Genomic DNA, 13,869 nt, shown 5'->3' with positions numbered 1-13,869 from the left:
GATAGTGCGGGTTCCCGTGTGAAAGTAGGTCATCGTCAGGCTCTTACAGCCCAATCCGCCCCGTGCACTCCATGTGCCCGGGGCGTATTGCTTTGGGGGCGACGGAATCTAGAAACTGCGACGGATCTGAAAGCTAATCTTCAATGCAACTCCAGGATATTTTGTATTCGCAAGGCTTCGGTACCCGCCGCGTTTGCGCAGGTCTTATCCAGCAAGGTCACGTGGAGGTGAAGCCGGCGGGTGAAGCGGTTTTCCGTTTGGAAACCGATTCCACGGCCCAGATAGAGGAAGAGGGCGCCACGCTCAAGGTGCAAGGTAAAGAGTGGCTATATCAGGCCAAAGCCTATGTGCTGCTGCACAAGCCTGCTGGCACTGAATGCTCGCAGAAGCCCTCGACCTATCCCAGTATCTACACGCTGTTGCCTATACCGTTGCGCCAGCGTCCCAGCAAGACTGCGGTGACGGGCGTTCAGGCGGTCGGTCGGCTTGATCAGGACACGACGGGCATGTTGTTGCTCAGCGATGATGGACAGTTCATCCATCGCATGAGTTCGCCGAAGAAGCATGTTCCTAAGGTCTACGAAGTTGTGACCAAGCATGCTGTGGATGCGAAGCAGATCGAGCGGCTGCTCGCAGGTGTCGTGTTGGATGATGATCCCCAGCCGGTAAGCGCTGCTGCGTGTTCCCAAACCGGCGAAAAAAGCCTGTCGCTGACCCTGACCGAAGGCAAGTACCACCAAGTCAAGCGCATGCTGGCTGCCGTTGGCAACCGGGTGGAGGGTTTGCACCGCTCGCGCATCGGCGCCATGCAGCTTCCTCAAGACCTGTTGCCAGGTCATTGGAGGTGGCTCAGTCAGGACGATCTGGCGCTGTTGCGCTAGGCAAGCCCCGCAAGAATCGGGTGGAAATGGTCGCCGCGTGGGTCGCCGCAACGCAAACCACTGGGACTGAACCAAGTTGAGGGGCGCGGCCCACTGCGGACCGTTCGACGGCGAGGCTGGCCCCAGCGCCGGCATTTGATTGAGGCCCCAGGAGCGCCGGGATGCCAGCCCCCGCTCTAACACCCCATGCACAAGGAACTTCGTTTCAGATTTCGGACCTGTCGTCAGGGCACTTTGTTTTCGCGTCTAATCCGTGCTCTTCCACCGAGTGTTTGAAGCACCGATGGTCTGAACGAATCCGTCTTGGGAAGTCTTACGTGAAATCTCCGCTACGTGGGCGCTGGCTGGCAGCGCTTTTTCTTGGGTGCGCGTTGTCGGGCGCACAAGCTGCCGATCCTGCACCTCCTGTCTTCGTGTTGAACTCGCTGGAAGCCGATATCAGCGTCATCGACCCGACAACCTGGACGGAAACGGCCCGCATTCCCACCGGGAAGGAGCCGCACCACATGTACTTGACGCCTGACGAGAAGTCTCTGGTGGTGGCCAATGCCCTGGGTGATTCGCTCACTTTTATCGACCCGAAGACCGCACAGGTGCAACGCACGGTGCGCGGGATTGTGGACCCGTACCATCTGCGGTTCTCTCCAGACATGAAGTGGCTGGTGACGGCGGCCAATCGCCTCAACCACGTCGACTTCTATCGTTGGGATGGCAAAGACCTGACGCTGGCCAAGCGCGTCGCCACCGGCAAGACCCCCAGCCACCTGTGGATCGACAGTCAAAGCCGGACGGTCTACTCAACGATGCAGGACAGCGATGAGTTGGTGGCGATCGACGTTGCGACCCAGCAGATCAAGTGGCGGATCAAGACCGGCCCCATGCCCGCGGACGTGTATGGCAGTCCCGACGACAAGCACGTGTTCATCGGACTGACCGGTGGAGACAGCGTGGAAGTGTTTGATGTGTCGGGCCCTGAGCCGCGGGCCGTCCAGCGCATCAAGACCGGCGCGGGCGCCCATGCGTTCCGGGCGGCTGGCGATCGGCGGCATCTCTTCGTCAGCAACCGGGTGGCCAATACGATCAGCAAGATCGACATGCTGAGCCGCCAGGTGGTGGATGTCTACCCTGCGCCGGGTGGTCCGGACTGCATGGATGTCTCTCCCGATGGACGCTGGATCTACGTGAGCGCACGATGGGCGCGCAAGATGCTCGTGATCGACACGCAGGAGCGCAAGGTCGTGCGATCGGTGAACGTGGGCAAATCGCCTCATGGCGTGTGGACCCTGCGGCATGCGGGACGTTGATCGGGCGCTGTGAGATCCATCCGCCCTGCGCGTCGGGCCCGACGCACCTTTGCTGCGCTGTTGATGGCTGCCTGCGCCCTGCCGTTCGGGGCCCATGCCGAACCGCCCTGTGACAAGCCGGTCTACCTGACGCTGGACACGGGGCATATGGGCGTGGCGGATCTGGTGGCCGACGTGCTCAAGCGGCAGCATGTTCTGGTCACGTTCTTTGCCGCCAACGAGCGCACCCAAGTCGGTGACGGCAGCCTCGGCGACGACTGGGCCCCTTGGTGGAAGGCGCGCGCTGCCGAAGGGCACGAATTCGCCTCGCATACTTTCGATCACGCCTATTGGCGCGCAGATGCAGGCAATGCCTCCGCTCCGGCCTTTCGCATCAGGCCCTCCGCGGGCCCGCGCGAGGGGCAGGAATCTCTCATGACTGCGGCGGACTACTGCGAGGAAATTGCCCGGTCAGCCCGGCGGCTGCAGCAGATCACCGGCAAAAAACCTTTGCCTCTGTTCCGCGCACCGGGTGGCAAAACATCTCCTAAGTTGCTGGCGGTGGCACGCCAGTGCGGCTACGCCCATGTGGGCTGGTCTCCTGCCGGCTTTCTGGGCGACGAATTGTCGAGCGAGAAGGCCAGCAACGCCGCCTTGCTGCAACAGTCTCTGCGTACCATCCGGTCCGGCGACATCCTGCTGGCCCACCTCGGTATCTGGTCGCGCAAGGACCCCTGGGCGCCGGCCGTATTGGAGCCGCTGATCGTCGGGCTGAAGGAAAGAGGCTTTTGCTTCAAGACTTTGCGAGACCATCCCGACTACCGTGAGTGGATCCGCAGCAAGGCTTGAGGCAGGACGCGACGGCGCTTTGATCACCGAACTTTGGTTGAACGATTGACATGAATTTCCTGGCCAACGGCTTCGATCTGGCACAGCAATGGCTGTTCGAGACGGTCGTGCAACCGTTGATGTTCACCTTCGGCCTCGCCAACCTGCTCGAGGATGGCTACGACGCCACCGGCTGGCTGCTTGTCGGCCTGCTGCAGTTGCTTGTCATGCTGGCCATCATCGCGCCGCTGCAGCGCTGGCGGCCTGCCGAGCCTGTCACCGATCGCGCCGCCATCCGCGTGGACGTGCTCTACACGCTCATCCACCGGCTCGGGCTGTTCCGCCTGGCGTTGTTCTTCGCTTTCACGCCGATGTGGGATGCCCTCTGGAGCGGCTTGCGCATGCACGGCATCAGCACCTTCCATCTGGACGAGGTCTGGCCCGGGGTGAGTGATGTGGCCTGGGTCAGCCTGTTGATCTACCTGGTGGTCTTCGATGCGCTGGAATACTGGATCCACCGCGGCCAGCACCACTTCGAGTGGTGGTGGAAGCTGCATTCCCTGCACCATTCGCAGCGCCAGATGACCATGTGGAGCGACAACCGCAACCACCTGCTGGACGATGTGATCCACGACGTCATCGTGGTCACGGTCGCCCAGCTCATCGGCGTGGCACCGGGGCAGTTCGTCGCCATCGTGGCGATCACCCAGTTGAGCGAGAACTTCCATCATGCGAACGTCCGTGTGTGGTTCGGGCGGGTGGGAGAGCGGCTGTGGGTCAGTCCTCGATTTCATCGGCTGCACCACGCCATCGGCATCGGCCACGAATCGCATCCCCCAGAACCCCAGGGTGGTGGAGCCGATGGGTCGCCGGCCGGATCCCCACCTTCCCGGTCCCGTAAACCCGTGCTCGGTGGCCACAACTTCGGTGTGCTGCTGCCCTGGTGGGACATGTTGTTTCGGACGGCCAACTTCGAATTGCGCTACGACCCCACCGGCGTACGTGATCAGGTGGAGCCCGGGCCATCCGGCCGAGTCCGCGATTACGGACGCGGGTTCTGGTCCCAGCAATGGCGTGGCCTGTTGCGCCTCTGCGGGCGCGCCTGACCAGCGCAGCAACGCAGCCGCTATGCTCCGGCCATGAGACTTCTGATCGACTCCTTCTGGCGTGCCGCTGTCTACTGCCTGCGCCCCCGGGTGATGGCGCTGTCCGTCCTGCCCCTGGTGTTGATCGGGCTGCTGGCATGGGGCGCGGGCTACCTGTGGTGGGAGCCGGCCGTTGCCAGCGTGCAGCAATCGCTGCAGAGCTCCACCTGGCTGGAGCTGCTATGGGGTTGGCTGCGCCAGTTCGGCGTGAGCGATGCGGCCGGAGCGTTGGCGCCCTTGCTGGTCGTCGTCGCGGCCACCCCCGTCATCGTTTTGCTTGCCGTGCTGGCCGTCGCGGTGCTGATGACCCCCGCGCTCGTGCGGCTGGTGGCAGACCGCCGGTTTCCTGCGCTCGAGCGCAAGCGAGGCGGGTCCTTCATGGCCAGCCTGGCCTGGTCTTTGGGTTCCACGCTGGCTGCGCTGCTGGCTCTCCTGATTTCGGTGCCCCTCTGGCTGGTGCCGCCCTTGGTGCTGGTACTGCCTCCACTGATCTGGGGTTGGCTGACCTACCGGGTGATGACCTTCGATGCCCTGGCAGAGCACGCCAACAAGGAAGAGCGCATCACCGTGGTGGCACGGCACCGGCTGCAACTGCTGGGCATGGGCGTTCTGTGCGGGTACCTGGGCGCAGCGCCCGGCATCGTCTGGGCCTCCGGCGTCGTGTTCGCTGCGGCCTTCATCGTCCTGGTGCCAGTGGCCATCTGGATCTACACGTTGGTGTTCGCGTTCTCATCGCTCTGGTTCACCCACTACGCGCTGGCTGCGCTGGAGCAGCTGCGCCGTGAGCGTGGCGAGTCCGCTGGCACCACGCCGGGCTCGGCAGTGGCAGCCGCCGCAACGACGTCGATGCCGGCGGCCGATGGCCTCTCGCCACGGGCTTCTCCTCCTCCCTCCACTTCTTTCGCATCATGATTCCCTCTTTCGGCGTCATCATCGTGGGTGATGAAATTCTGTCGGGCAAGCGCGCCGACAAACATCTGCCCAAAGTTATCGAGCTACTGGGCGCACGCGGCCTGACCCTGTCCTATGCCGACTATGTCGGCGACGATCCGGCCCGCATCACGGCCACACTGGAGCGCGCCTTCGCTTCCACCGACATTGTCTTCTCCTGCGGCGGTATCGGTGCCACACCCGATGACCACACCCGCCAATGCGCTGCCCGGGCGCTGGGCGGGCCGCTGGTGCTGCACCCCCAGGCGGAACTCCTCATCCGCGAGCGCATGCAGGACGCGGCGCGAGAGCAGGGCGTGCCTTATGAGCCGGACCGGCCTGACAACGTCCACCGCCTGAACATGGGCGTCTTTCCCGAAGGCGCGGCCATTATCCCCAATCCGTACAACAAGATTCCGGGCTTTTCCTGCAATGGCGCCGGCGGTGGCCAGGTTCATTTCGTGCCGGGCTTTCCCGTCATGGCGTGGCCCATGATCGAGTGGGTGCTTGAAGAGCACTGCAGTCGCTGGTTCAACCAACAGCCGCAAACCGAGCATTCCGTCGTGGTGTACGGTTCCATGGAAGCAAGCCTCACTCCTTTGATGGAGCGTGTCGACCAGGCCCACGCGCCGATCCGCGTGTTCAGCCTTCCCAGCGTGGACCACCCCATCCACGGCAGCCATATCGAACTCGGGGTCAAAGGCCCTGCGGAGCTGGTTCCCGCAGCCTGGGCGCTGCTGCTGAAGGAGTTGCACTCTATTGGTGCGAAACTGGGCCCTGAGTTGGTGCGCAATACTTAGCGATTGTGTCATCTGCCAATGACGCACCATTTTGGGCCTGTGCGAGCGGAGCCAGCGGAATCGGTCCGCCGTGCTCCGCCATAGTGCATGGCGGCGTGCTCTTGGCACGCAACCTGCTTTTAACCTGTCGTTTTTAACAAGCGCTTAAATCCTGGAGATCCTGATGGCCAAGACCGTTGCAGACGTGATGAAGCTGGTGAAGGAAAACGAAGTCAAGTTCGTTGACTTCCGCTTCACCGACACCCGTGGCAAGGAACAGCACGTGACCGTGCCTGTCTCCCACTTCGACGAAGACAAGTTCACGTCGGGCCACGCTTTCGATGGCTCGTCGGTGGCGGGCTGGAAGGGTATCGAAGCGTCGGACATGCAACTCATGCCCGATCCGAACACGGCCAACATCGATCCGTTCTTTGAAGAAACCACGCTGTTCGTGCAGTGCGACGTGATCGAGCCCGGTGACGGCAAGGCCTACGACCGTGACCCCCGCTCCATCGCCAAGCGCGCTGAGGCCTACCTGAAGGCCTCCGGCTTGGGCGACACCGCCTTCTTCGGCCCTGAGCCAGAATTCTTCATCTTCGACGGCGTGCGCTGGTCCAACGAGCCTGGCAAGGTCATGTTCGAGATCGAAGAGTACGAAGCTCCCTGGAATTCGGGCGCCAAGCTCGAAGGCGGCAACCGCGGCCACCGTCCCACGGTCAAGGGCGGCTATTTCCCCGTGCCCCCCGTCGACAGCACGCAGGACATGCGCGCCGAGATGTCGCTGATCCTCGAATCCCTGGGCATCCCGGTCGAAGTGTTCCACCACGAAGTGGCAGGCGCTGGCCAGAATGAAATCGGCACCAAGTTCAGCACGCTGGTCGAGCGCGCCGACTGGACGCAGGTCCTGAAGTACGTGGTCTGGAACGTGGCCAACGCCTACGGCAAGACCGCCACCTTCATGCCCAAGCCCTACGCTGGCGACAACGGCTCCGGCATGCACGTGCACCAGTCCATCTGGAAAGACGGCAAGAACCTGTTCGCTGGTGACGGCTACGCCGGCCTCTCTGATTTCGCCCTGTACTACATCGGCGGCATCATCAAGCACGCCCGCGCCCTGAACGCCATCACCAACCCTGGCACGAACAGCTACAAGCGCCTGGTGCCCGGTTTCGAAGCCCCGGTCAAGCTGGCCTACTCGGCCCGCAACCGCTCGGCCTCGATCCGCATCCCGTACGTGGCGAACCCGAAGGGCCGCCGCATCGAAGCGCGCTTCCCCGATCCATCCGCCAACCCCTACCTGTGCTTCTCCGCACTGATGATGGCCGGCCTGGACGGCGTGGAAAACAAGATCCATCCCGGCGAAGCCGCCACGAAGGACCTCTACCATCTGCCGCCCGAGGAAGACAAGCTGGTGCCGACCGTGTGCCACAGCCTCGACCAGGCGCTGGAGTATCTGGACAAGGACCGCGGCTTCCTGACGAAGGGTGGCGTGTTCTCGGACTCCATGCTGGACGCCTACATCGACCTCAAGATGAGCGAAGTCACGCGTTTCCGCATGGCTCCCCACCCGGTCGAGTACGACATGTACTACTCGCTGTAATCCAGCAACGCCGAAGCGGCGCCGGGCACCGGTGCCTGCTTCGACCACATCCAAGGCGGCGCAAGCCGCCTTTTTCATTGGCGGCAGTGGAACTTGCGCGGAGCGTGAGGGCCTGATGGGTCAACCTGCCCTGACCAGATCGCGTTGGGCGGGAGGAATTGGCGCTGCCGGGCGATTGGGGAGATACTCCCCGCAGCCCCGCATGCGCCTTCTGCATGCCACGTGAGGAACCCATGAAAAAGACATTGATCGCGCTGTGGACGCTGTGCGCCTGTCTGCCGGCCGCCTGGTCGCAGGACCGCATCTACCGCTGCGGCAACGAATACACCAACAACGCCACGCAGGCCAAGGAGCGGGGCTGCAAGGTGGTCGAAGGCGGCAACGTCACGGTCCTGCAAAGCCAGCGTCCCGCCGCAGCTCCGTCCTCGGGTGGCGGCGGCGGTGGCGGCGGCAGCAGCGCTTCGTCCGGCAGTTCTGCAGCCGCACCGGTCAACACGCCGCGTGTCGTAGCCTCCGACCAGCGCGCGCGCGACTCCGATGCGCGCGCCATCCTTGAATCGGAATTGCGCAAGGCCGAAGCCCGTCAGGCCGAACTGGTGCGCGAATACAACAACGGCACGCCGGAGAAGTCCGCGCTGGAGCTGCGCAACACCCAGGCCTATCTGGACCGGCTGGCCGCCCTCAAGGCCAGCCTGGCACGGGCGGACAGCGACGTGGCCGGCATCAAGCGCGAACTCGCACGCCTGCCGCCCGCCAACTGACCTGTCGATCGGAGAACTGACAGGCGCGCACCGCGCTGATCGGCGGCCCGCCCTGTTGGGGCGAGGCCCCATCGGCACTGACCGCAGGCCCTGCGGCGGCACCGTCGCCGGCCGGCGGATCCGGCACTCCTCAGAAAGGGAATCGTCTGCCCAAAACCGACACCTCGCGCTACCTTGCGCTCGACCTCGTCTCCACCCTGATCGCCGTGCTGCGCGCCGACGACGGTGCGGTGCTCTTCGCCAACGCCGCGCTGGAAACCTGCCTCGGCCTGTCGCGCCGCACGCTGGATGGCACCGACTTCAGCGTGTTCTTCACCGACCCGGCCCTGCTGCAGACCGCGCTGGCCGGGGCCCGCGAGCGGGATTTCGCGGCGCTGCGCTTCGAGGCCGGGCTGCGCCGGCCGCCGCAGGAGCCGCTGCCCGTGCATGTCAGCTTCGCTCTCGCCGAGCATGGCGGGGAGGTGCTCCTCGAACTCTGGCCGCTGGAGGCCCAGGCCCGCCAGGACCGTGAGGAGCGGCTGCGCGAACAGGCCCTGGCCAACAAGGAACTGATTCGCAACCTGGCGCACGAGATCAAGAACCCGCTGGGTGGCATCCGCGGCGCTGCGCAACTGCTCGAGATGGATCTGCAAAGCCGCGAGCTGATCGAGTACACGCAGGTCATCATCCACGAGGCCGACCGCCTGCAGAGCCTGGTGGACCGGCTGCTGGCACCCCATCGCCATCCGCACCTGGTGGGCGACGTCAACATCCATGAGGTGTGCGAGCGCGTCCGATCGCTGGTGCTGGTGGAGTTTCCCCAGGGGCTGCGCGTGCGCCGCGACTACGACACGTCCATTCCCGAGTTCCGCGGCGACCGGGCCCAGCTGATCCAGGCGCTGGTGAACATCGTGCAGAACGCCGCCCAGGCGCTGACCGAGCGCATTGCGCAGGGCGATGCGGAAATCGTGCTCCGCACCCGCGTTGCCCGCCAGGTCACCTTCGGTCGCCAGCGCTACCGGCTGGCACTGGAATTGCATGTCATCGACAACGGACCGGGCGTGCCCGAGGCCATCAAGGAACGGATTTTCTATCCATTGGTGACGGGGCGGGACGGGGGATCGGGATTGGGGTTGACGCTGGCACAGACCTTCGTGCAGCAGCATCACGGCCTCGTCGAATGCGACAGCGTTCCGGGGCGCACCGACTTCCGCATCCTCATTCCCTTGCCTTGAGGTCCCGAGAGACAGACAGCCACCAACGGGAACAAGGTAGAACCAACACATGAAGCCGATCTGGATAGTAGATGACGACCCGTCGATCCGCTTCGTCCTGGAGAAAGCGCTGGCGCGGGAGAACCTGCCCACCCGCAGCTTCACCCATCCCCGCGAGGTACTCGATGCCCTCGCCGACATCGCCGCCGGCGACCCCGCGCGCCAGGGCCCCCAGGCGCTGGTGAGCGACATCCGCATGCCCGGCGGTTCGGGCCTGCAGCTGCTAGAGCAGGTGCGCCAGCAGCAACCCGGCCTGCCCGTCATCATCATGACGGCGTATTCCGATCTGGACAGCGCCGTCTCGGCCTTCCAGCGCGGTGCTTTCGAATACCTGCCCAAGCCGTTCGATCTGCCCAAGGCGGTGGAGCTGATCCGCCGCGCGGTCGAGGAAAGCCAGCGCGAGGAAGTCACCGAAGAGCGCCAGACCGCCACGCCGGAAATGCTGGGCCAGGCGCCCGCCATGCAGGACGTGTTCCGCGCCATCGGCCGCCTGAGCCAGAGCCAGGTCACGGTGCTCATCACGGGTGAATCGGGCTCCGGCAAGGAACTGGTGGCGCGTGCGCTGCACAAGCATTCCCCGGTCGCCGGAGGGCCCTTCGTCGCGATCAACACCGCCGCCATCCCCAAGGACCTGCTCGAATCCGAACTCTTTGGCCACGAACGGGGAGCCTTCACCGGCGCGCAGACGCAGCGCCGCGGTCGCTTCGAGCAGGCTGAGGGCGGCACCCTGTTCCTCGACGAAATCGGTGACATGCCCTTCGATCTGCAGACCCGGCTGCTGCGGGTGCTGTCCGACGGGCAGTTCTACCGCGTGGGCGGCCATGCGGCCGTCAAGTCGCATGTGCGCGTGATCGCCGCCACGCACCAGGACCTGGAGCGTCGCGTCAAGGAAGGGGGCTTTCGCGAGGATCTGTTCCACCGCCTGAACGTCATTCGGCTGCGGCTGCCAGCGCTCCGCGAGCGGCATGAAGACGTGCCCATGCTTACCCGCCACTTCCTTCAACAGAGCGCGCGGCAGCTGGGCGTGGAGCCCAAGCGCATTGCCGAAGCGGCGCTGCAGCGGCTGGAGCATTTCGCCTTCCCGGGCAACGTGCGGCAGCTCGAGAACATCTGCCATTGGCTCACGGTGATGGCGCCGGCCCAGGTGATTTCGCTGCAGGATCTTCCGCCCGAAGTGCTGGCTGCGCCACGTTCCACCGCAGAAGCGTCAGTGGCCGCCGCTCCGGCTGCCTCGTGGACATCCGGCCTGACTGCCGAGCCGGGGCCGGGGGCCGATGCAGCGCAAGCAGCGGACGCAGCAACGCTGCCCAACGCAGCCGCGAACCCCCAGCCTGCCATCGGTGGTGGCAGCGGTTATGCAGCCGCCTACGCCCCGGCAACTGCTGCGGAACCCGCCGCTGGTTCTGCGGGCGCTCCACCGACGGCACAGCCAGGCTGGGAGCAGGCCCTGGAAGCCGAAGCGCAGAAGCTGCTGCAGGGAGGGCAGGCCGAGGTGTGGGACGTGCTCAGCCGCCGGTTCGAGTCGCGGCTGATCCGGACGGCGCTTCACGCCACCCACGGCCGACGCATGGAGGCCGCCCAGCGCCTGGGTATCGGGCGCAACACCATCACGCGCAAGATCCAGGAGCTGGGTCTGGATGCGCCCGACGAATCCTAGGCTTCACAGTCCCGGGCCCCCTTCGGCGGGGCGGGGGCAGCCATTGATTCGATAGCGGCCAGTTGGCGCGTCGTCGGCGACTTCGCGCCAGCGGCTGCGCGGTCGTGACCGTGGCAGCCGTGGGTGTGCCCCAGGGAGGCGCATCGCGGCGCCGGCGCGCGCGGAGCCGCGATGCGGCAAGCGTTTCGCGCGCCGGCCGGCGCGATAACTGGCACGGCCCGTGGGGGCTCTTCGGGGAGCCTGCCGTGATTGCTAGACTGCCTCCATGCCATCGCCGCTTCTGCACCCGCTTTTCGCTGGGGCGCCCCTCGGGGCGCACCAGGCGCAGCGGTGCCCGGCCTTCCGCGTAGCACGTTCGACCCGGCGCGCCGAGCCGCGCCCCGGGCAGCGCACGCCTGCACTTTCCTGAGCCCGGCGGTCCGCTCACCCCTTCATCCTTTCTGCGCAACCCTCCACCGCCGGGCACGACCTGCGCGCCAGCGGTCGTCGGCTCGAGGATGAGCCACCGCCGCTCTCATGGAGTGTGTTTCATGCAAGTACCAGCAATTCACGGTGAGCGGGTGCTCACCGACCTCGACTTCGCGCGCCTTTCCAAGCTGATCGATCCGCAGGACGAAACGCTGCTGGCGGAAGTGCTGGCCGCCGCCGACGTGACCGGCTCCCGGGCCGTCCAGGCTGACGTCGTCACCATGAACTCGCAGATGGAGGTGGCCGACATCACCACGGGACGTACCCAGGTGCTGACGCTCTGCTACCCGCGCGACGCGGCGCCTGCCGCCGGCTTGATTTCGGTGCTCTCTCCGGTCGGCACGGCGCTGCTGGGGCTGAAGTCCGGTGACAGGGCGGTGTGGCACACGCCCGATGGGCAGGTATGCGAGGCCGCGGTCACGCGCATCTGCCATCAACCCGAAGCCTCGGGCGACTTCCTGAGCTAGGGCTGCGGACAGGGCAATCCGCCCGACGGTTGCCGCAGCAGCGAAGGCCCAGGCGTGGCGTGTGCTTCACGCCACGCCTGATGGGCCCGCTGAGCTTGTGGCGGTGCATGGCGTACCGCAGCCACCACGAACGGCTCGCATGCTGTCCTACACCCAGGCCGCCCTTGAGCCGACCCTCCCGTCCGCGGCAGGACTTTGAGAATGCCTTCACTGTTCAACCAACCGGAGATTTCTCATCATGGCTGATTTCAAAGACGCAAACCGCGACCCTCTGACCAACGAGCCGGGTGCCCATCCCGTCGGTACGGGGCTGGGTGCCACGGGTGGCGCCGTCGCCGGTGCTGCGGCAGGTTCTCTGGGTGGCCCGATCGGCGCGGCCGTGGGCGGTGTCGTCGGTGCAGTGGCCGGCGGCCTGGCGGGCAAGGCAGCCGCAGAGTCGGTGAACCCCACCGCCGAAGACGCCTACTGGCGCGGCAGCTATGACCGTGAGCCCTACTACGAAACCGGCCGCACCTACGACGAATACCGTCCCGCCTACGAGCTGGGCTGGTCCGCCCGTGACCGTTACCAAGGCCAGGATTTCGACGCTGTCGAGCCCCACCTCGCCCGTGACTGGGGCCATGCCCGCACCGAGAATTCGCTGGACTGGGACGCCGCCCGTCCCGCCACGCGTGCCGCATGGGACCGCGTGGAGCGCGGTGATTCCGGCCGCAGCGCCGCAGCCGCCTACGGTGCAGGCGCGGCAGGTGCCGCCGGCCTGGCAGGTGCCACGACCCTGGCCGGCACCTCCAACGATTACGTTTCGGAAGACGGCGCGTTCGACAACGACGATGTGGTGGACGTGCTGGACGACCTGCTCGAATCCAGCCGCGACGGCGAATACGGTTTCCGCGCCTCGGCCGAGCGTGCAGAGTCGCCTGAGCTGAAGACCATCCTGCTGCGCCATGCCGGCGAGTGCGCCGCCGCAGCCGCCGAACTGGAGCGCGAAGTGCGCAATCATGGTGGCGAGCCTTCTTCGGGCGGCACCATGTCCGGCGCGCTGCACCGCGGCTGGGTTTCGGTCAAGGCGGCGCTGTCCACCAATGACGACAAGGCCGTGCTGGAAGAGTGCGAACGCGGCGAGGACGCCGCCGTCGCGCGCTACCGCAAGGCCCTGCAGGAGCCGCTGCCGGCTTCCGTCCGCGCTCTGGTGGAACGCCAGGCCCAAGGCGCCCAGCGCAACCACGATGAAGTGAAGGCCCTGCGCGACCGCTTCCAGGCCGCTGACCGCTGATCGGTCCTGTGGGCCCGCGCGCTGGCGTCTGCTGGCGCGCGAAAAGGCCGCGCTGCTCAACGCCGCGCGGCCTTTTTTATTGGTTTGACCCGTCCTACCCAGAGTTGACACCTGGGCCTTGCACAAAGGGCAGGAGTCATGGAATCGAGTGTCAAACGGACGCAGCGCGACTACACGCAAGCTTTTAACACCTACAAAGAGGCGCAGCAGAAGTACGGCATCCAGGGCCGCTCGACGGTGTTGGTGTGGCTGCGCAAGCACGGCAGGCTGGGTTGGGGGTCTGCGGCATCATCTGCAGCTATGCCGATAGACAAGACCGCAAAGCCGCTCACGCCCGAGCAGCAGATCAAGGCGCTGCAGGTGCAGCTCGAGGAGGCGCAGCAGAAGGCTCGACTGTTCGAGGCCGTCATCGACGTGCTGAGCAAAGACTACGGGGTGCGTGTCGTAAAAAAGCCTTTGGGCAAGTCCTCTCGCAAGACCTCGTCCCGGGGTTGAGCGTGAAGAGGGCTTGCCAGCACATGGGCCAGAGCCGACAGGCGTACTA

The 13,869-nt window shown here is 65.4% G+C and carries 12 protein-coding genes and 1 pseudogene; all 13 read left to right on the top strand.

The annotated features are described in order from the left end of the window. The first annotated feature begins 143 nt into the window (after positions 1-143). Positions 144-881: a pseudouridine synthase gene (locus ASF94_RS10690; protein ID WP_056665703.1), complete on the top strand. Its 738-nt coding sequence runs from the start codon at positions 144-146 to the stop codon at positions 879-881. Between the two features lie 344 nt (positions 882-1,225). Next, positions 1,226-2,185, top strand: a complete 960-nt coding sequence (locus ASF94_RS10685) for a YncE family protein (protein WP_056665706.1) — start codon at positions 1,226-1,228, stop codon at positions 2,183-2,185. Between the two features lie 63 nt (positions 2,186-2,248). Beyond that, entirely contained in the window at positions 2,249-3,013 is a 765-nt protein-coding gene (locus tag ASF94_RS10680; RefSeq protein WP_082493174.1) for a polysaccharide deacetylase family protein, read from the top strand. A 50-nt stretch (positions 3,014-3,063) separates the two neighbouring features. Continuing rightward, complete coding sequence (locus ASF94_RS10675) at positions 3,064-4,098, top strand: sterol desaturase family protein (RefSeq protein WP_056665697.1); 1,035 nt, start codon at positions 3,064-3,066, stop codon at positions 4,096-4,098. 33 nt (positions 4,099-4,131) lie between these two features. Continuing rightward, entirely contained in the window at positions 4,132-5,049 is a 918-nt protein-coding gene (locus ASF94_RS10670; RefSeq protein WP_056665690.1) for an EI24 domain-containing protein, read from the top strand. Then, positions 5,046-5,867, top strand: a complete 822-nt coding sequence (locus tag ASF94_RS10665) for a molybdopterin-binding protein (protein ID WP_056665687.1) — start codon at positions 5,046-5,048, stop codon at positions 5,865-5,867. The genes ASF94_RS10670 and ASF94_RS10665 overlap by 4 nt, the downstream gene beginning before the upstream one ends. Positions 5,868-6,030: 163 nt before the next feature. Then, positions 6,031-7,446 carry a type I glutamate--ammonia ligase gene (gene glnA, locus ASF94_RS10660; RefSeq protein WP_056665682.1) on the top strand — a complete coding sequence of 472 codons (1,416 nt, stop codon included), beginning with the start codon at positions 6,031-6,033 and terminating at the stop codon, positions 7,444-7,446. Between the two features lie 233 nt (positions 7,447-7,679). Continuing rightward, positions 7,680-8,207: a hypothetical protein gene (locus tag ASF94_RS10655; protein ID WP_056665679.1), complete on the top strand. Its 528-nt coding sequence runs from the start codon at positions 7,680-7,682 to the stop codon at positions 8,205-8,207. A 146-nt stretch (positions 8,208-8,353) separates the two neighbouring features. Further along, positions 8,354-9,421 (top strand): nitrogen regulation protein NR(II), encoded by a 1,068-nt coding sequence (gene glnL / locus ASF94_RS10650; RefSeq protein ID WP_056665674.1) that lies wholly within the window; start codon positions 8,354-8,356, stop codon positions 9,419-9,421. Between the two features lie 49 nt (positions 9,422-9,470). Beyond that, positions 9,471-11,117 (top strand): nitrogen regulation protein NR(I), encoded by a 1,647-nt coding sequence (gene ntrC, locus ASF94_RS10645; RefSeq protein WP_056665669.1) that lies wholly within the window; start codon positions 9,471-9,473, stop codon positions 11,115-11,117. 530 nt (positions 11,118-11,647) lie between these two features. Beyond that, positions 11,648-12,052: a GreA/GreB family elongation factor gene (locus ASF94_RS10640; RefSeq protein ID WP_056665664.1), complete on the top strand. Its 405-nt coding sequence runs from the start codon at positions 11,648-11,650 to the stop codon at positions 12,050-12,052. A gap of 238 nt (positions 12,053-12,290) precedes the next feature. Further along, positions 12,291-13,325 (top strand): PA2169 family four-helix-bundle protein, encoded by a 1,035-nt coding sequence (locus ASF94_RS10635; RefSeq protein WP_056665657.1) that lies wholly within the window; start codon positions 12,291-12,293, stop codon positions 13,323-13,325. 138 nt (positions 13,326-13,463) lie between these two features. After that, positions 13,464-13,869 (top strand): annotated as a pseudogene (locus ASF94_RS10630) (IS3 family transposase); the annotation flags it as partial.

It is taken from the genome of Acidovorax sp. Leaf160 (assembly GCF_001424265.1).
Taxonomy (GTDB): Bacteria; Pseudomonadota; Gammaproteobacteria; order Burkholderiales; family Burkholderiaceae_C; genus Paracidovorax.
This window is presented reverse-complemented; position numbering and strand designations above follow the sequence as displayed.